This is a genomic window from Kangiella sediminilitoris, from assembly GCF_001708405.1.
Lineage (GTDB): Bacteria > Pseudomonadota > Gammaproteobacteria > Enterobacterales > Kangiellaceae > Kangiella > Kangiella sediminilitoris.
This window is the reverse complement of the sequence record NZ_CP012418.1, coordinates 225,789-244,000: the sequence shown is the minus strand read 5'-3', so window position 1 is coordinate 244,000 and position 18,212 is coordinate 225,789. Positions and strand designations below refer to the sequence as shown.

The following is an 18,212-nucleotide window of genomic DNA, read 5'->3' as shown; positions in this document are numbered from 1 at the left end:
GCTTACTCCTATTGCTCATTATGTTTCGGATGATCGTAAAACTTCACTCGTTTCAGCCATAATTTCATTGCTTGCCAATAAATCGCTAAGCTCATTTTTAAAGGCTGTAGCGCATATCGAGTTGCCAATTTGTTCATAGTTTTCTTGTTTAAAGATACAAACTTTCCTGTGAAGGTGGCGTCAAAGTATTTTGCTTTTGCCTGATTAAGAACCACCATATGAACTCTTAGCCCACTTTTATTAATTTTAAAAGTCCAACGGTAAAGCATATCCATACTGATATACGGTGACACATGGAATTGCTTATCAAATTCAAATTGATAAAGATCCCTTACGTGTCCACGCTTACTCTTTTCACAATCTAAGACATAGCTATGACGCTCTCCCCAAGGGGTATTGGTTATTTCGCAAATAATAAACTTCAGTGTTTCCTCTTCATAACAAAAATAAAAGCACGCTGAATTGAAGTTATAGCCATAACTTCTCAGGTGGGACAGCATGTACACTTTGCCTGAAAAAGTTTTTCCAGTTTTCTTTTTGATGCTGTTATAAACGGCCAGCTTATTGGCTATTGGTTCTTTTACCGCGGGGGCAGCTTCTTTTGATAGTCCGTAATGAAAATCTCCGGCTCGGTAAGACACTAGATTAAAGCGCTCCACTGACCATAATGCCGAATTTTTGAACTGCTCCTGTACTGTATCCAGATCCAGTAATGTCCAATGCATACCGTAATTAAATTCGTGACGCTTTGGCTGATATCGCCTATGTCGAATCCAACCTTCGACTAAACTATTCTGTAACATGATTAATGCTGCTCAATAGCTCCTTTGCAGCCTCCAGTCCACTTCTAGCCCCATCCTCATGGAAACCCCATCCCCAGTAAGCACCACAGAAATAGGTGTTATTTTGACCCTGAATCAAACTTCTTTTACGTTGTGCATCAATGGTCGCCTGTGTATAAACGGGGTGGTCATACTCAATATATTTCCAAACCTTTGAAGGATCTATATCTTCATTCATATTCAAACTGACAATGACTGGTATTTCTGTAGGCAAAGACTGTAATAGATTCATGTAATAGCTGACCGTACACTTATCTGTATGCTTACCGTCTTTGATCACATTCCAGCTTGCCCAGGCTTGTCTATTTTTTGGTAGACACCTCTCATCCCAGTGCAGACAAATCTCATTTTTCTGGTAGCGAATGGCCGACAATACTTCATCTTCCAACGTGCTCGGCTGCTCCAGTAATTTGAGTGCCTGATCGCTGTGACAAGCCAAAATAACTGCATCAAAACGTTCTTCACTGCTATCAAGGACAAGCGTTACAGTATCGTCTTTACGTTTTATCGTTTTTATTACGGCTCCTAGCCTTACTTTGAAAGCAGCCTGCTTGGTAATAGCTTTTAGATACTGCTTAGAGCCACCGGTGATGGTTTTCCATACCGGACGTTCACTGACCTGCATCATCTTGTGATTATTCATAAAAGAAACAAGATATTTTGCTGGAAACTCCATGATTAAATCTGCTTCACCAGACCAGAGGGCACTAGCCATAGGAATAATATGTTCATGAATAAAATAATCACCGTAATGATTTTGAGCCAGATAATCACCAAGGCTTATTTCTGGTGTTGGATATTCCGGCTTGAGTAACTCGCCTGCCTCGCGATAAAACCGAGTAATATCCATAATCATTCGATAGAACTTTGGGTTAAGCAGATTCTTTTTCTGACAAAAAAGTTGTTTTATGCTGGTAGCGTTATACTCCAGCCCTGATAGTCTGTTGCTGACAGCGAAGCTCATATCGCTATCTTGATAGTTCACATTGTACTTATTGATTAGTTCATAGAAACGGGGGTAATTCTCTGGGTTAAATACAATGAAACCAGTATCAACATTGATAGTATCCCCATCTATCTCAATGGTCTGGGTATCGGCGTGGCCGCCCACTCGGTCTTCTTTATCGAACAGGGTTACTTCACAGTGTTCACTCAAGTATTCTGCGGCTGATATCCCAGAGATACCAGCGCCTATAACTGCAACCTTCAATGCTATGACTCCTGAGAGAGTTTTTTATTTGTTTTCTTTAAGTCCCATACCAAACCAAGCTTCTCCATACTTAACAGGATGTAATAACTGATGTCTATTTCCCACCATTTGAGGCCTTGTCGTGCTAACGCCGGAAATTTGTGGTGATTGTTATGCCACCCTTCTCCTAATGTCAGTAATGCCAGCAAAGGATTGTTACGACTATCATCTTCAGTTTCATAACTCCTATAGCCCCACCTGTGCGCCAGGGAATTAATTAAAAACGTCACATGTGATAATAAAACGGTAGAAATGAAGTAACCCCAAATTAAAATTTGCCATTTAGTAGCACCCAGCTCGGGATAAACGCTCTCAACAATAGCGCCCAGACCTAAAATCAACGCTGCATAGATAACAGGGGGCAATACATCAAACCGATCTAACCACCTCAGTTCCTTAAACTTCAGTAAATCCTTTACCCGTTCTTCTCTGGTAGGAAAGTTTTTCTTTGTTAAGAACCACAGTGTATGGCTCCTGAGAAAGCCATGCTTCGGTGAGTGGGCGTCTTCTTCAGTATCTGCATGCTTGTGGTGATGGCGGTGATGAGCTGCCCACCAAAGAGGTCCTCGCTGCGTGGCTGTAGCTCCTAGAAACCCGAATACAGCCTGCATTAGCCTGCTGGTTTTAAAGCTTTTGTGGGAAAAATATCGATGGTAAAACGCTGTTATAGCAAACATTCGGATAAAGTAGCTTGCCAAACAAATGACTACAGCAATCCAGCTTACTCCCACTACGAACACAAGTAGACAGGATAAGTGTAAAAGGATGTAAGGTATTACTCGAGGCCAGTCGACGACGTCTTCAGACATCCCCTGGAAAGCACTGTTATCAAACCACTGTTTCAATTGTTTTAACACTTGTTGAACCTTCCCTATAGACTAAGACTGGAATTGTGAATTTACTGTGAAAAGCTGACTTCACAAATATTTGACATAGTCCCTTTTATATTATTTGTAACATCATAAACTGATTATGGTTCAATATGAAAGCAATACATATTACAGTAGTCGTCATATTTTCGTTGTTTCTAGCCAGTTGCTCAACAACCGAGGAGCGTATGTATAACGATCGCGTTAATAATTTTCTAGATGTTATTAAGACCATTCCTGCCACCTCAGATCACAAGGATCCAGCAGAACATTTCGGTCATCTTTTCAAAAATTTTCATAAAGATGCCAGAGAAGAAGTGATTAGGGATGTATACGCCAAAGAGTTTTACTTTAACGACACCTTTAAAACTTTTACTGATATTGAAGAGCTCATTCCTTACATGGAAGAAACTGCAGAAAATGTAGAAACTACCACTGTGGAAATACTGGATGTCAGTAAAAGTGATACCGATTACTACCTTCGTTGGAAAATGGTTATGAAATTTACCGCGAAAGGTCGTGATATCAACTCAGTTTCGATCGGCATGACCCAGTTACGTTTTAATGAAGATGGCAAGATCATCCTTCACCAAGACTATTGGGACGGTGCAGAAGGCTTTTACCAGCACCTGCCTTACATTGGCTATTTCGTCCGTAAGGTTAGAGACAGTCTATGATTTATAAGCTTTTTATAGTAACTGGTTTACTCTTCAGCTCTGCTGTGTTCGCAGAGCTGCCCGCCAGCATTAATCACAATAATCAAACCTTTGAACTGTGCGCCCAAGAAAAAGTAACCAAAGGCATTTTCTTCGACATAGTCAATGTCGGTATCTATTACAAAAACTGTGGTTCAGTGGGCGGTATATTTGACGATGAAACCAAGCTGCTCAGATTTGCTTACCTTCGAGAGGTCGAAGGACAGCAGTTTACCGAGGGTGCGATTGAATACCTTGAAGAAAACCTGAGCCCGGAAGAGAAGCAGCGCTGCTTTGACCGTTATAGTCAACTCAACAATTCCTACAAAGACGTTAGTGATGGTGATTATTACGACCTGTACCTGATTAAGGATGAAGGGTTAAAGCTTTATCTAAATAATCAGTACATCACAGAAATGACCGATACCAGCTGTGATTCAGAGTATCTGAAAGTCTGGTTTGGCAAGGAATCAATGGATAGCCAGTTCCAGGAACTACACGAAAAATTAAAATCTAATCAGTCTTTAACTGACTAATACTCTTAGCTTAGTAGCTCCAGTGCCCTCTTCCTGGACTCTTTATAATCGATAACTGGTGCTGGGTAATCCAATTCAGTTCGTTGCTCGTCACTTGGCTCATGTATCGAGTGTTTATCCAATGACTCTAGTTCCGGTACGAATTTTCGGATAAAGTCTCCCTCGGGATCAAACCGCTTTGACTGTGACAACGGGCTCATTATTCTGAAATAAGGAGCACCATCAGCTCCTGTCGATGAACACCACTGCCATCCACCATTATTCGATGCAAAGTCCCCATCAATTAGCTGCTGCATAAAGTACTTCTCACCCCAGCGCCAATCGACAAGACATAGCTTATTGAGGAACATGGCAGCATTCATTCTTAATCGATTATGCATCCATCCGGTCTGATTGAGCTGCCTCATGGCTGCATCAATAATAGGAAAACCCGTTTTGCCTTTCTTCCACGCCTCAAAGGCCTCCTGATTATCGACCCATACTTCCTTTGCATCTGGATTAAACGGTTTATGCCTTGTTATTTCAGGTTGATCGATCAATATCTGCCGATAAAATTCTCTCCACACTAACTCCGACAGCCATTTGTCACCGTAGAGTTTTCCCTCATCCTGATTATAATGCTGGTACAGTTCAAAGATGCACTGACGGACAGATATTGCCCCGATCGCCAGGTAAGGTGATAATAAACTTGTTCCAGATAGCGACGGTATATCCCTGTTGGCTTTATACTCTTCAACTTTACCCAGAAATCTCTGCAATCTTTCCATAGCTGCAATCGGACCAGGATGCCAAATATCATCCCGATAGTTTTTGGAAAAGTCATCGGTTACCTGTTTTTCTATTGAATACTGTTGCTTTTGTGGGGCATCCAGTGGTTTCAAACGGCTTGTTTTATGCTGCTCGACCCACGCTTTTTTATAAGGTGTAAATACTTTATAGGGTTCACCCTGCTTATTTTTGATGACGCTGGGCTCGACTGCTAGATCGCCATCATAACGCTCCACCCGGCACCCTTTTTTTGTAATCCTAGATTCGACGTCGTTATCTCGTTTTTTTTCATTCAAGGGGTACTCATTATTAAAATACAGGCCCTCAGCAGAAACTTCGTCTACCCAATTCTCTAAGGTTTTTATTTGATCTTTAAAGGTCTCTACTTTGACAATATGCAGTGGAATATTGAGCTTATTCAACTGCTCTCTTAGCTTCAGTAGAGAATCATAGATTAAGCCCACTTTGGCATCGGACTCATCATGTTCCTTACGTTGTTCTTCCGCTTCTATATATAGCCCGATTACATTCCCATTTTTGGCTGCGTAATGTAATGCAGGATTATCTTCTACTCTTATATCTTGTCTAAACCATACAATTGAAACCGTCATATATAATTTCTTAATCCTAACTCAATGGGATGGGGGTCCAGATAAGCCTGACTAGCTATATAATCATTTCCGAACTGTTTTATGTAATGGTTGATTAAAGTAACCGGGGCTATCAACGTCACCATTCCTTTACGATACTGTTCTATCACGTTAACCAGCTCCTGCTTGGCCTCACTGGTCAGGCTGTCCTTTAAATAACCCATAATGTGATACAGAACATTACTATGGGACTTTGGATTAGCGATTTTTTTTAAACTCGTCATCAGGCCTAGTTCATACTTATCAATTATTTCAGCGGTAGCTAACCCATCCTGGTTTGCTACCAGTCGACCTAGTTCCTTGTAATCCTCATAACAATGAGCCATTACCAGATATTTATAACGACTATGAAATTTAACCAGCTTATCGATGGTTGGATTAGCCTTAACATTCTCTTGGAAATCTTCGTAAGCAAATACTCGAGTAATAAAGTTTTCTCTTAACTTGGGATCCTGTAGGCGCCCCTCTTCCTCGACAGGTAGCTCAGGGCGTTGCTTCATTATCTCTCCGATATAAACCCCACGCGTAGATTTTCCCGCCGGATTGCCGTTTTCATGATAAACCTTGACTCTTTCCATGCCACAACTTGGAGAGTTCCTTATCACTATATAGCCGCTGATCCGGTCCAGTTCTGGGATCCGCTTGCGCGCAAAACCTTTCAGTTCTTCCGTAACATCAACATCGTGATCATCAACTTGAACGACGCGAATGCTATCCCCTTTTTCGACCAGGTGAATTGGAGGGCGTGGCGAAGGCATACCTATGCCCATTTCAGGACAAATAGGTTTGTAATCAAACCAGTCGCTCAATGTATTTAGGCAGTATTTCGATTGTTTGTGCCCACCATCATAGCGGACTTCGTTACCAAGCAGGCACGAGCTAATAGCTATAGGTATCTTTTTCATATGGTAATTATTGTGACATCGTCGTGAAAAGTGCGTGAATTTCTAACTACACCTCAACGTTTTGTTCACAAAGTTCTCCGTAAATTAATATCTTCCATTTATAAGGAGGTTATCATGAAATACAAGTTACCTGTATTAGGTCTTCTCTCACTTTCGCTACTTTCGGCTTGTGATGATGATGACAATGAGTTCACTCTCGAACCGAGGGCACAAAACTTTAAGCTTCAAGTAGTACATGCTTCTCAAGACTCACCCAATGTTAATGTTTCAGTTAACGGCAATGTTGCAGTTTCTGACGTAGCCTACAAACAAGGCAGTGGACGTCTGACTCTTGATGAAGACACCTATACGATCTCCGTCGATGGTCTTACTCCAGATGGTGAAGTCACCGTGATTGGCCCTACCGATATTGGCTTCTCCTCAGATCAAATTTATACCATCATTGCAGCAAACCAAACTGCATCCATCGAGCCTATTATAGTAACTCAATCTGACATAGAGCCCCCAGCTGGAGAGTTAACTATTAACGCAATACATGCGGCATCAGAAGCACCTACCGTTGATATTTATCTAACCGCTCCGGGCGATGATATTTCTTCGATATCACCGACTGTCACCCTGGCTTATACTGACTCTCTGGGCGCTACTGATATTTTGAGTGGCGATTATCAAATCCGTGTAACCCCAACCGGCAGTAAAGATGTCGTTTACGATAGCGGTACTCTCTCGCTGGACGCAGGGGCGATACTGAACCTTGCTGCGGTTACAAACACAACCGGAACAGGTGACAGTCCTATCAGTCTATTGGCTATTGGACCTGATGGCGCAACTGAAATTCTGGATGCTGACACTCCTAGCAACCTCCGTGTCTTTCACTTATCGCCAGATGCTCCCAATGTTGACGTTGTAATTAATGATAACTTTGCCACTCCTGCAGTTATTGACTTAGCCTACCCTGATTTTACAGGGTACCTGTCTGTAACGGCTGATCTTTACAATGCCAAGGTAGTGCCCACAGGTGCAAATAGTCCTGTCGTTATTGATGCCGATCTTGATTTAGCAGCTGGTGTTTCATACTCGGTTTTAGCAGTAGATAATCTTGCTAACATTGAACCCCTGGTACTAGAAAACAACAGACGCTCTATTTCCACAGAAGCGCAGCTTCGTATTATCCATGGTTCACCAGCAGCAGGTCCGGTAGATCTATATCTGGTAGCTCCCGGCACTGATATTTCTACTGTTGAGCCAAATCTTTCTAATGTCGCCTTTAAGGCTGAAACTGGTTACTTATCAGTAGCAGAAGGATCTTATGATGTTGTGGTTACACCTGCCGGCTCAAATACACCGGCTATTGGTCCGGCAGCAATCTCATTAAGCAATGGTGGTATTTACACTATTATTGCCAGAGATAATGCCGGAGGCGGAACTCCACTTGGAGTTGTCCTTGCCGATGACTTTATTCAACCGCAATAGTTAACCCCCTATAAAAAAGGCTCCGTAAAGGAGCCTTTTTTATTACCATAGATAGCAATTAGATATAAAGTACTTCACCTACTTCATATTCAACCTTACCGCCTGGTGTTTGAATATCAGCAATATCGCCTTCTTCTTTACCAATCAGGCCTCGAGCAATCGGTGAGTTAATTGAGATCTTATTTTGCTTAATGTCGGCTTCATCATCACCCACAATCTGGTAACGAACTTCAGTATCTTTACCGTCTTCCAGGTTAATCAACACAACTGTCGCGCCAAAGATAACTTTACCAGTATTGGTAATTTTTGTGATATCGACAATTTGTGCATTTGAAAGTTTTGCTTCAATTTCTTGAATACGACCTTCAATAAAGCCCTGCTGCTCTCGAGCCGCGTGGTACTCTGCATTTTCTTTCAAGTCACCATGCTCACGAGCTTCAGCAATAGCAGCGACCACTTTGGGACGCTGTACTTTTTTTAAGTCATTCAATTCTTCCTGCAGCTGCTCTGCGCCAGCCGCAGTCATTGGAACTCTACTCATACTGCTTTTACCTGTTTATGTAATTCCTGAACAGAATTAATTGTGCTACGAGTATGCTCTTTCATTGCCGCGCAAGATGCCACAGCGCCAGCCAAGGTTGTAGTATATGAAACCTTGTGTTGAAGAGCACTACGACGAATCAGGTAAGAATCGGCAATCGCCTGCTTACCTTCTGTCGTATTAATAATGTAGTCTACCTCACCATTCTTGATGTAGTCCACAATATGTGGGCGACCTTCAAACATTTTATTAATACGCTGACACGGAATCCCGGCTTCGCGAATAGCGCGTGCTGTACCACTGGTGGCCATCAGTTCGAAACCTTGATCTACTAATTTTTTGGCAACATCGACCAAGCCGGCTCGATCCGCTTCGCGGACACTGATAATGGCTCGTCCGCCTAATGGCACGATCTGACCGCTGGCACCACCGAGCTTCGCTTTATAGAAAGCATCACCAAACGTTTTACCAACGCCCATCGCTTCACCCGTAGACTTCATTTCTGGCCCTAGAATCGGGTCAGAGCCTGGGAACTTATTGAACGGGAAGACTGGCTCTTTAACCGAGAAATAAGTTGGGATAACTTCTTGGGTATAACCAATCTCTTTTAACGTTTTTCCTGCCATTACCGAGGCAGCAACTTTTGCCAGTGGTGTTCCCGTAGCCTTAGATACAAATGGTACCGTACGTGAAGCACGTGGGTTGACCTCAAGAATGAATATTTTGTCGCCCTGGATTGCGAACTGTGTATTCATTAATCCACGTACCTGAAGTTCTTTCGCCATCTTCAGCATCTGATGACGCATTTCATCCTGAACTTCTTTGCTCAGACTGAATGGAGGAATAGAGCACGCCGAGTCACCTGAGTGAACACCCGCTTGCTCAATGTGCTCCATGACACCGCCAATCAGAATTTGCTCTCCATCAAAGATAGCATCCACATCGACCTCAATCGCATCGTCAAGGAACCGGTCCAGCAGTACTGGCGACTCATTCGATACGCTAACCGCATCATTCATGTAACGACGAAGCTCGTCCTCGTTATAGACAATCTCCATAGCGCGACCACCCAGTACATAAGATGGGCGAACCACCAGCGGATAACCGATTTCTTCAGCCAGACGTACTCCTTCTTCAAGGTTACGTGCAGTACGGTTAGGTGGCTGCAACAGACCTAGACGATCAATCGCACGCTGGAATCGTTCACGATCTTCCGCACGGTCAATCGCATCCGGTGACGTACCGATAATAGGTACACCAGCGGCTTCCAGATCACGCGCTAGCTTCAGTGGCGTTTGACCACCATAGTGCACAATGACGCCCTTTGGTTGTTCGGTGTCTACAATTGCCAGCACATCTTCCAGAGTTAATGGCTCGAAGTACAAGCGATCCGAGGTATCGAAGTCTGTTGATACAGTTTCAGGGTTGCAATTAACCATGATCGTTTCATAGCCATCATCACGCATCGCAAAAGCAGCATGTACACAGCAATAATCAAACTCAATACCCTGTCCAATGCGGTTTGGTCCGCCACCCAGGATCATGATTTTTTCACGATCAGACGGATCGGCTTCACACTCTTCTTCATAGGTCGAGTACATATAGGCTGTGCTGGTAGCGAATTCCGCAGCGCATGTATCAACGCGTTTAAAGACAGGCAACACACCCAGCTTCTTGCGTAATTTGCGAATTTCTTTCTCACGGCAGGCAAAGATTTCTGCTAAACGTTCATCAGAGAAACCTTTTCGCTTTACCTGACGCAGTAGATGCTCATCCAAGTCTGACAATGATTTGCCATGTAGCATTTGCTCTATCTTGATGATTTCTTCGATCTGAATCAGGAACCAGCGATCAATGCCGGTAAGATCAAATACATCGTCAATCGTCCATCCCTTACGGAAAGCATCGCCGATATACCAGATTCGATCCGTACCCGGCACACGTAAATTCTGACGTAAAGTGTCGACCCATTCCTCGTTATCTTCCTCAAGCTTTGGCTCAAAACCGCTTGAGCCGACTTCAAGACCTCGTAACGCTTTTTGCATTGATTCCTGGAAAGTTCGGCCAATCGCCATAACCTCACCAACAGACTTCATCTGTGTAGTTAGTGTCGCGTCAGTATTAGGGAACTTTTCGAAGTTAAAACGAGGTATTTTTGTTACAACGTAATCGATGCTTGGCTCGAAAGAAGCTGGTGTTTTTCCACCCGTTATTTCATTCTGCAGCTCATCCAGGGTATAACCCACAGCTAATTTTGCAGCAACCTTTGCAATCGGGAAACCCGTTGCTTTAGATGCTAATGCCGAAGAGCGAGATACACGTGGGTTCATCTCAATAATGGTCATACGGCCATTGTCCGGATTAATTGCGAACTGTACGTTCGAGCCACCGGTTTCAACACCAATCTCACGCAATACTGCAAGTGATGCATCACGCATGCGCTGGTATTCTTTATCCGTCAGTGTCTGTGCTGGTGCAACTGTAATCGAGTCACCAGTGTGGACCCCCATTGGGTCAAAGTTTTCAATCGAACAGATGATAATGCAGTTATCGTTTTTATCACGAACAACTTCCATCTCATATTCTTTCCAGCCGATTAAAGACTCATCGATTAGAAGCTCATTTGTGGGCGATAAATCAAGACCACGATAACAAAGCTCTTCAAATTCTTCTTTGTTATAGGCAATACCACCACCGGTTCCGCCCATAGTAAAAGATGGACGAATAATACATGGGAATCCAACTTCTTTTTGCACTCTCCAGGCATCTTCTAAACTACGAGCAATATCTTGACGGGGCTGGTCGAGCCCGATTTTAGCCATGGCCTTAGCAAATAACTCTCGGTCCTCCGCTTTATCAATTGCTTCGCGGTTGGCGCCAATCATTTCAACACCGTGAATTTCCAGCACACCTCGAGAAGCCAGATCCAGCGCACAGTTCAATGCTGTCTGACCACCCATGGTAGGAAGAATCGCGTCAGGCTTTTCTTTTTCAATAATCTTAGAGACGACTTCCCATTCGATCGGTTCGATATAGGTTGCATCGGCCATGTTGGGGTCGGTCATAATGGTTGCCGGGTTTGAGTTAACTAAAATAACCCGATAACCCTCTTCTTTTAGCGCTTTACACGCTTGAGCACCTGAGTAATCGAACTCACAAGCCTGACCGATAATAATTGGGCCAGCGCCTAAAATTAAGATGCTTTCTATGTCATTACGTTTTGGCATATTCTGTTTTCTCTCCTAGGCTTTTGCTTGTTCCATTAGCTCAATAAAATGATCAAATAGTGGTGCAGCATCATTCGGACCCGGGCTGGCTTCAGGATGTCCCTGGAAGCTGAACGCAGGTTTATCCGTATGATGGATACCTTGTAGAGAATCATCAAACAACGAGCGATGCGTTGCTTTCAAATTATCAGGCAGCGTACTCTCGTCTACTGCAAAACCGTGGTTTTGACTGGTAATCATAACGTGTCCGTCTTCCAGTATTTGCACTGGATGGTTTGCACCATGATGACCAAATTTCATTTTGATACTCTTGGCACCACTAGCCAGAGCAAGTAGCTGGTGCCCCAAGCATATACCAAAGACTGGAATCTCAGTTTCTAGCAGTTCCTGAATAGCCTTAATAGCATAATCACATGGCTCCGGATCACCTGGGCCATTAGATAAGAAGACACCATCAGGATTCATCGCCAACACATCCTTAGCTGGTGTCTGAGCCGGCACTACGGTTAAATCACAACCGCGATCTGCCAACATTCTCAAAATATTCTTCTTAACGCCATAGTCATAAGCCACAACTTTGAACTTATTTTCCTGGCGCTCGCCATAACCTTCAACGACATCCCAGGTTGTTTGGTTCCACGTATATTTTTCTTTGGTAGAAACTTCCTTGGCCAGGTCCATGCCTTTCAAGCCAGGGAATTCTTTTGCTAGTTCTAGCGCTTTAGTCTCATCAATATCACCCGCAATGATGCAGCCATTCTGCGCACCTTTATCGCGCAAGATACGAGTAAGACGACGAGTGTCGATATCGGCAATTGCGACACGGTTGGTACGCTTAAGGTAATCAGTCAGTGACTCCTCACTACGCCAATTACTATGAAGCAATGGTAAGTCTCGAATAATAAGACCTTCAGCCCAAACCTGATCGGCTTCGACGTCTTCGCTATTAACTCCAGTATTACCAATGTGGGGGTAGGTCAGCGTGACCAGTTGTTTAGCGTATGAAGGGTCAGTTAATATCTCTTGGTAGCCAGTCATGGCTGTGTTAAAAACTACCTCTCCGACAGCATGACCATCATAACCAATTGATGAACCATGAAAGACACTACCGTCTTCGAGAACTAAAATGGCGGGTTGCAGACTTGAAAGTAGCTGCTGAGACTCTTGTGTTGGCAAAGAAACCTCCGTTTTTTGAGCGCAAAAAAATCGGACTCATGCTTATGATTCCGCACATTTTTTACAAGATAGACAAAAATTTGGCAAATTCCGTGTATTGTAAGGGATCACTAAATTCATGTCCACGAAGAGTTGCTTTGCGGACATCATTTTAGCTTCGCATTCTTAAAAATATTTTGCTGAAAAAACAAAACGGTAGGTATAAAAAGAAAAAGGGCGGTAATCCCGCCCATTTTCGAGTGGCCTCATGCCCTAATTAACGTGCTCCCTGCTACTTCCTTGTTTCACCAAGTCCCTCGGCTAGTTTTCCTTGTGTGCGTCCCTTGCACAACTTTTAATCTACTCCTTTGCTGTGGTTTAGCAAGCACATTGTGTGCTTAACACCACAAAGTATTAACTCACAAAACCCCATTAAAACAATAGGTTGGTTATTTTTTATAGACTAAAAACACTAATATCTGCGGTCATATTTAGCTGTGGATTACAGTATTTTGAGAGATCTCGCACAAGCTTTATGGCGAATCTCTCAAACTCTGACCTCGATTCCTAATCAAAGCTCACAATCCAAGCACATCCTGCATATCGTAGAGACCAGGCTTTTGACTTTTTACCCAATGTGCAGCTGTCACAGCTCCACTGGCAAAGCATTGTCTGGACTGAGCCTCGTGGCGTATTGTGACCATTTCTCCATTGAGGGCGAATACCACATCATGAGTGCCGACAATATCACCTGCTCGCATTACGGAAAAGCCTATATCGCCTTTCTGTCTTGGAGCTTCGCCATACCTTGTCCACTCGGCAACATCTGACAAGTTAACACCCCTCTCTTTAGCAACCGCTTCACCCAAGGCTAAAGCAGTCCCTGATGGCGCATCCTTTTTATGCTTATGGTGCGCTTCAAAAATTTCTACGTCAGCCTTATCGCCGAGTAGCCTCGTCGCCTGCTTTACCAGACCGATTAAACTATTTACACCAACCGAGTAATTTGCTGCAAGAACAATTGGGATATATTTTGAAGCCTTCTCGATCTGGTCTAATTGCTCCTGACTATAACCTGTCGTTCCAATTACCATCGGACTCTTAGCTGGCACAGCCTGATTCAGGCACTCGATTGAATAGTCCGGAAGACTAAAATCAATCACGACACCTTTTTTCGATAAAGCTTTATGAAGATCGTCATCAACTACCACTCCTATCGGTTCGCTGCCAGTTAAAATAGCAATATCCGTTCCAACCAAAGGATGCCCGGCTCTTGCTATCGCCGATATCAACTCAGCTCCTCGATCGTCGATGGCTGCCTTCAGAAGCTCTTTCCCCATACGACCAGTAGCAGCATTAATAATTACTTTTGTTTTACTCATACTTTTTATCTTCTTAACTGCCTATAAAGCACCGTGCTCTTGCAACATTGACCTTATGTGCTCCGCAAGTTTTCTATAACCTATGTTATTTAAATGTATGCTATCAGACTTCATATCTCGAGATTTTAATAAATCTGACATAACCTCACCATCATAGACCAGGTTATACTCATTGGCTAACTCATCATAAAAGTCCGCTGAGTCCGAGAACAAATTTTTTTCAGGGACTCCCAACATCACTACCTGAGCTCCGCTCAATCGTATCATTTGAATCATTTCCGCCAGATTCTCCTTAGCCTGGACATGACTCATGTTTCTAAGGATATCATTCCCACCTTCCATCAAAATGACTAGTTTTGGGTTGTGGGTTTCAAGAACCAAGGGCAGTCTCTGTAAGCCCTCTGCAGTCGTTTCCCCAGAAACACCGGCATTCACCACATCGAGCTTAATCAGCCCTGATAATACTTCCGGGTATGCCTTCCCATCTGCTGCCCCAACCCCCTGAGTAAGACTGTCACCAAATGCGACTACCACGTCGGTGCTTACCAATGGTTCTAATTTTTGGCTATCACTACAGGCAACCAGTGTTACACAGACAAGGCTGATAATAATTCGATATAAGTATCCAGTCATAACTTTGAAGTTCATACAATTATTCGGCTTAGGCCAACCAAGGTACAAGCAGACTTTTACTGTGTCCAAGACTTTTTCCTTGAGATTATAATGATGCCTGACCTTAGTGCTACATACACTTCACTCCCTTTACCATACCCACCAAGTTTCCCCCGCAAAACCCAATCATTTTATTCTTAATGACAATATCCTTAATTGATGCACGTTAGCGTCAAAATCTGCTAAAATGCGCTCCTTTCAGCATCACTAGGTTTAACGTTCTCATTCAACTTTTTGATGGGAATTCCGTATACTACAGCCTAATAAACCAATTTTCCGCTTAGGAGCTTACTATGGCCCAGCCAGTTGTCAGCATTATTATGGGATCTCAGTCTGACTGGAACAGCATGAAAAATGCCACCCAGGTTCTTGATGACCTTTGCATCGAGTATGAAACCAAAATCGTCTCAGCACACCGTACTCCTAAAAGACTTTATGAGCATTGCGAACAGGCACACACACGCGGCGTAAAAGTCATTATCGCAGGTGCCGGTGGTGCAGCCCATCTTGCGGGTATGGCAGCAGCAATGACTCACCTCCCAGTAATTGCAGTTCCAATGGCGAGTAAACAGTTGAAAGGAATGGACAGCCTACTTTCTATGGTACAAATGCCAAAAGGCGTCGCCGTTGCCTGTCAGGCAATTGGCGATGCAGGTGCTTTCAATGCCGGTTTGATGGCGAGTCAGATCCTCGCTCTAAACGACCCTGAGTTAAGCCAGGCACTTCAGCAATGGCGTGAAAATCAGACTGCCTCTGTGACTGAGGAGATCGTAAAATGAAACCTGAGGGCAACTTCAGTAGCCTAACTATTGCCATTATCGGCAGTGGTCAACTAGCAAGAATGATGGCACTTGAGGGTATCTCTATGGGCTACCACTTCACCTTTTTACATGAAGAAGGTGAAGACAAGTCCGCAGTTTTAGATTTGGGTCACATCGTTACAGTAGACGTGAAACAACATAGTGCAGAACAAATATATACCTTACTGGGCAAGCCAGATGTTGTTACCGTTGAGAAAGAGCATGTAGACGCAGGAATGCTTGAAGGCCTTAATCAGTTTTGCCCTGTTTACCCAAGTATTAAAGCTATCCGCATCAGCCAGAACCGTAAATCTGAAAAAGAGTTTATTCAGAGTCAGGGAATTGAAGTCGCACCATGGCACCCTGTTAACGACATCGACTCGCTAACAGAAGCAGGAACCAGATTAGGCTGGCCTGTAATTTTGAAAACCTGCTCGGAAGGTTATGACGGTAAAGGCCAGTGGTTTTTGAATAGCTTGGAAGAAGGCAGCAAAGTACTTGAAGAAGTATCATCGGATATTGAATTTATTGCTGAACAGCCCATTTCTTTTTCAAAAGAAGTCTCTATCGTTTGTGCAAGGGATCAACATGGGAATATCGTCCACTATGACATCAGTGAGAATATTCATAGCAATGGCATCCTCCATTACAGCATAGTCCCAGCGCGTAACATTAAGACTGAAACGCAGAACAAAGCGAAGAAGATAGCAGAAGCTATGTTGACAGGACTTGAGTATATCGGGGTACTTTCCATAGAATTCTTTGTAGTGGGTGATGACCTTATGGTGAATGAGTTTGCGCCAAGGGTACATAATAGCGGACATTGGACTCAGCAAGGAGCTCGAACCTCCCAATTTCTCAACCACGTCAGAGCCATCAGTGGACAGGAAGTTGCCAGTACAGAACGCTTTGGACCGGCTGCCATGATAAACCTTCTTGGCCAGGCACCGCTAAAGAAGCACATGATAGATAGTGCGCTCCATGTTCATTGGTATAATAAAACGATTAAAGCTAACCGGAAGGTTGGCCATATCAATATGTCCCTATCGGACATTGAATCGCTTATGGTTAAATTAGAGCAAACTTTAAAGGACTATCAACAATAGTCTAAAATCCGGGAAGTTATCCTTCTTACAAAAAAGCCCGCACTAAGCGGGCTTTTTTATTTCTTACGGTTACTGCTAACTGGTCATTGCATCCCAGAATTTTTTAACGCCGTCAAACCAGTTTTTCTGCTTTGGGCTATTTTTTCCGCCGGATTCATCGACAGTTTCCTGAAACTCCTGAAGCAACTCTTTCTGTTTTTTGCTTAACTTAACCGGAGTTTCAACAATGACTCGACATAATAGATCTCCCACCATGCTACTGCGAACACCCTTAACACCTTTTCCTTTCATACGGAATAAACGGCCAGTTTGTGTTTCAGCAGGAATGGTCAGAGAAACCTTTCCATCTAGAGTCGGCACATCGAGCTTTCCGCCAAGTGCTGCAGTAACAAAACTTAATGGCATTTCACAGTAAAGATTGACGCCATCACGCTTAAAGATAGGGTGCTCTTTAACATAAACCTGTACATAAAGATCACCCGCCACTGCACCTGGACCGCCGGCTTCACCTTCTCCCGGTAAACGAACACGCATGCCGTCATCAATGCCCGCAGGAATAGTCACCTTCAGTTCTTTAGTCTTATGAACTCGACCCTGACCATTACAGTCACCACATGGGTCTTTTATCATTTGGCCTGTTCCCTGACAATCTGGGCAAGTTTGCTGCACAGAGAAGAAGCCTTGACTCATGCGTACTGCGCCCTGACCGCCACAGGTAGTACACGTAGTTGTACCAGAACCCGGTTTAGCACCGTCACCACCACAGGTATCGCAATCAACATAAGTTGGAACTTTAATGGTCTTTTCTATGCCACGAACCGCTTCTTCCAGGCTTATTTCCAAATTATATTGCAGGTCATTGCCGCGAGCCTGACGACGGCCACCGCCTCGACGGCCACCACCACCAAAGATGTCACCGAAAATATCACCAAAGATATCATTGAAGTCTTCGCCGCCACCAAAGCCACCAGCGCCACCACCCATATTAGGATCGACACCAGCATGACCGTATTGATCATACATTTGGCGCTTTTGCGGATCGCTGAGTACTTCGTAAGCTTCTTTCGCTTCTTTAAAGCGGTGTTCGGCTTCTTTATCATCGGGATTACGATCTGGGTGATTTTTCATTGCAAGACGACGATAAGCCTTTTTTAGTTCGGCTTTATCAGCACCTTTAGAAACACCCAGCACTTCGTAATAATCGCGTTTCGACATAACTTTGCTACTTTTCTTTAACCTTCTTTACGCAAACGCAGGAACTAAATCCTGCGCTTACCATTTCCAAGCTTAGACTGCAGGAGCTCCGTGACTCAGTCAACGAAGCTCGCTACCAAGGACAATC

At 43.7% G+C, this 18,212-nt stretch carries 16 protein-coding genes; 5 read left to right on the top strand and 11 right to left on the bottom strand.

Annotated features, from left to right (window positions below):
- Positions 1-8: 8 nt before the first annotated feature.
- Genes KS2013_RS01190 through KS2013_RS01180 form a run of 3 tightly spaced genes read right to left on the bottom strand, consistent with a single transcriptional unit; the run spans position 9 to position 2,900 of the window.
- Entirely contained in the window at positions 9-803 is a 795-nt protein-coding gene (locus KS2013_RS01190; RefSeq protein ID WP_068988603.1) for a DUF1365 domain-containing protein, read from the bottom strand.
- Positions 790-2,052, bottom strand: coding sequence for an NAD(P)/FAD-dependent oxidoreductase (locus tag KS2013_RS01185; RefSeq protein ID WP_068988602.1), 1,263 nt, complete (start codon positions 2,050-2,052; stop codon positions 790-792). Before KS2013_RS01185 ends, KS2013_RS01190 begins: the two co-directional genes overlap by 14 nt.
- Before the next feature lie 2 nt (positions 2,053-2,054).
- Positions 2,055-2,900: an acyl-CoA desaturase gene (locus KS2013_RS01180; RefSeq protein WP_068994266.1), complete on the bottom strand. Its 846-nt coding sequence runs from the start codon at positions 2,898-2,900 to the stop codon at positions 2,055-2,057.
- 173 nt (positions 2,901-3,073) lie between these two features.
- On the opposite strand from KS2013_RS01180, the gene KS2013_RS01175 reads away from it, so the two are divergent.
- Both KS2013_RS01175 and KS2013_RS01170 read left to right on the top strand, forming a co-directional pair.
- Positions 3,074-3,637 (top strand): nuclear transport factor 2 family protein, encoded by a 564-nt coding sequence (locus KS2013_RS01175; protein WP_228703690.1) that lies wholly within the window; start codon positions 3,074-3,076, stop codon positions 3,635-3,637.
- Complete coding sequence (locus KS2013_RS01170; RefSeq protein ID WP_068988599.1) at positions 3,634-4,191, top strand: chalcone isomerase family protein; 558 nt, start codon at positions 3,634-3,636, stop codon at positions 4,189-4,191. Before KS2013_RS01175 ends, KS2013_RS01170 begins: the two co-directional genes overlap by 4 nt.
- Positions 4,192-4,196: 5 nt before the next feature.
- Here KS2013_RS01170 and KS2013_RS01165 read toward each other — a convergent pair whose 3' ends face one another.
- Both KS2013_RS01165 and KS2013_RS01160 read right to left on the bottom strand, forming a co-directional pair.
- A complete protein-coding gene (locus KS2013_RS01165) occupies positions 4,197-5,570 on the bottom strand; it encodes a cryptochrome/photolyase family protein (RefSeq protein ID WP_068988598.1) in 1,374 nt (457 codons plus the stop codon).
- Complete coding sequence (locus KS2013_RS01160; protein ID WP_068988597.1) at positions 5,567-6,514, bottom strand: DUF523 and DUF1722 domain-containing protein; 948 nt, start codon at positions 6,512-6,514, stop codon at positions 5,567-5,569. The genes KS2013_RS01165 and KS2013_RS01160 overlap by 4 nt, the downstream gene beginning before the upstream one ends.
- Positions 6,515-6,628: 114 nt before the next feature.
- Between KS2013_RS01160 and KS2013_RS01155 the strand changes: the two genes are divergently transcribed.
- A complete protein-coding gene (locus KS2013_RS01155) occupies positions 6,629-7,987 on the top strand; it encodes a DUF4397 domain-containing protein (protein WP_068988594.1) in 1,359 nt (452 codons plus the stop codon).
- A gap of 58 nt (positions 7,988-8,045) precedes the next feature.
- On the opposite strand, the gene greA is transcribed toward KS2013_RS01155, so the two are convergent.
- The 5 genes from greA to KS2013_RS01130 all read right to left on the bottom strand — a co-directional run bounded on the left by greA (position 8,046) and on the right by KS2013_RS01130 (position 14,940).
- Entirely contained in the window at positions 8,046-8,528 is a 483-nt protein-coding gene (greA, locus tag KS2013_RS01150) for a transcription elongation factor GreA (RefSeq protein WP_068988591.1), read from the bottom strand.
- Positions 8,525-11,755, bottom strand: coding sequence for a carbamoyl-phosphate synthase large subunit (carB, locus tag KS2013_RS01145; RefSeq protein ID WP_068988588.1), 3,231 nt, complete (start codon positions 11,753-11,755; stop codon positions 8,525-8,527). Before carB ends, greA begins: the two co-directional genes overlap by 4 nt.
- A 15-nt stretch (positions 11,756-11,770) precedes the next feature.
- A complete protein-coding gene (gene carA, locus KS2013_RS01140) occupies positions 11,771-12,931 on the bottom strand; it encodes a glutamine-hydrolyzing carbamoyl-phosphate synthase small subunit (RefSeq protein ID WP_071890091.1) in 1,161 nt (386 codons plus the stop codon).
- Between the two features lie 557 nt (positions 12,932-13,488).
- On the bottom strand, positions 13,489-14,292 hold the full coding sequence (gene dapB / locus KS2013_RS01135; protein ID WP_068988586.1) for a 4-hydroxy-tetrahydrodipicolinate reductase: 804 nt from the start codon (positions 14,290-14,292) through the stop codon (positions 13,489-13,491).
- Positions 14,293-14,313: 21 nt separating this feature from the next.
- Positions 14,314-14,940 carry a GDSL-type esterase/lipase family protein gene (locus KS2013_RS01130; protein WP_083217748.1) on the bottom strand — a complete coding sequence of 209 codons (627 nt, stop codon included), beginning with the start codon at positions 14,938-14,940 and terminating at the stop codon, positions 14,314-14,316.
- A gap of 317 nt (positions 14,941-15,257) precedes the next feature.
- On the opposite strand from KS2013_RS01130, the gene purE reads away from it, so the two are divergent.
- Complete coding sequence (gene purE / locus KS2013_RS01125; protein ID WP_068988584.1) at positions 15,258-15,743, top strand: 5-(carboxyamino)imidazole ribonucleotide mutase; 486 nt, start codon at positions 15,258-15,260, stop codon at positions 15,741-15,743.
- Positions 15,740-16,870 (top strand): 5-(carboxyamino)imidazole ribonucleotide synthase, encoded by a 1,131-nt coding sequence (locus tag KS2013_RS01120; protein ID WP_068988581.1) that lies wholly within the window; start codon positions 15,740-15,742, stop codon positions 16,868-16,870. Before purE ends, KS2013_RS01120 begins: the two co-directional genes overlap by 4 nt.
- A 75-nt stretch (positions 16,871-16,945) precedes the next feature.
- Here the strand turns inward: KS2013_RS01120 and dnaJ are convergent, their stop codons facing one another.
- The gene (gene dnaJ, locus KS2013_RS01115; RefSeq protein ID WP_068988580.1) at positions 16,946-18,085 is read right to left on the bottom strand and encodes a molecular chaperone DnaJ; all 1,140 of its coding nucleotides are present in this window, start codon (positions 18,083-18,085) and stop codon (positions 16,946-16,948) included.
- Between the last annotated feature and the right edge of the window lie 127 nt (positions 18,086-18,212).

Coding starts and splice junctions, on each gene's coding strand:
- KS2013_RS01190 (WP_068988603.1), bottom strand. CDS start 803: ATGTTACAGAATAGTTTAGTCGAAGGTTGGATTCGACATAGGCGATAT.
- KS2013_RS01180 (WP_068994266.1), bottom strand. CDS start 2,900: ATGTCTGAAGACGTCGTCGACTGGCCTCGAGTAATACCTTACATCCTT.
- KS2013_RS01175 (WP_228703690.1), top strand. CDS start 3,074: ATGAAAGCAATACATATTACAGTAGTCGTCATATTTTCGTTGTTTCTA.
- KS2013_RS01170 (WP_068988599.1), top strand. CDS start 3,634: ATGATTTATAAGCTTTTTATAGTAACTGGTTTACTCTTCAGCTCTGCT.
- KS2013_RS01165 (WP_068988598.1), bottom strand. CDS start 5,570: ATGACGGTTTCAATTGTATGGTTTAGACAAGATATAAGAGTAGAAGAT.
- KS2013_RS01160 (WP_068988597.1), bottom strand. CDS start 6,514: ATGAAAAAGATACCTATAGCTATTAGCTCGTGCCTGCTTGGTAACGAA.
- KS2013_RS01155 (WP_068988594.1), top strand. CDS start 6,629: ATGAAATACAAGTTACCTGTATTAGGTCTTCTCTCACTTTCGCTACTT.
- greA (WP_068988591.1), bottom strand. CDS start 8,528: ATGAGTAGAGTTCCAATGACTGCGGCTGGCGCAGAGCAGCTGCAGGAA.
- carB (WP_068988588.1), bottom strand. CDS start 11,755: ATGCCAAAACGTAATGACATAGAAAGCATCTTAATTTTAGGCGCTGGC.
- dapB (WP_068988586.1), bottom strand. CDS start 14,292: ATGAGTAAAACAAAAGTAATTATTAATGCTGCTACTGGTCGTATGGGG.
- KS2013_RS01130 (WP_083217748.1), bottom strand. CDS start 14,940: ATGAACTTCAAAGTTATGACTGGATACTTATATCGAATTATTATCAGC.
- purE (WP_068988584.1), top strand. CDS start 15,258: ATGGCCCAGCCAGTTGTCAGCATTATTATGGGATCTCAGTCTGACTGG.
- KS2013_RS01120 (WP_068988581.1), top strand. CDS start 15,740: ATGAAACCTGAGGGCAACTTCAGTAGCCTAACTATTGCCATTATCGGC.
- dnaJ (WP_068988580.1), bottom strand. CDS start 18,085: ATGTCGAAACGCGATTATTACGAAGTGCTGGGTGTTTCTAAAGGTGCT.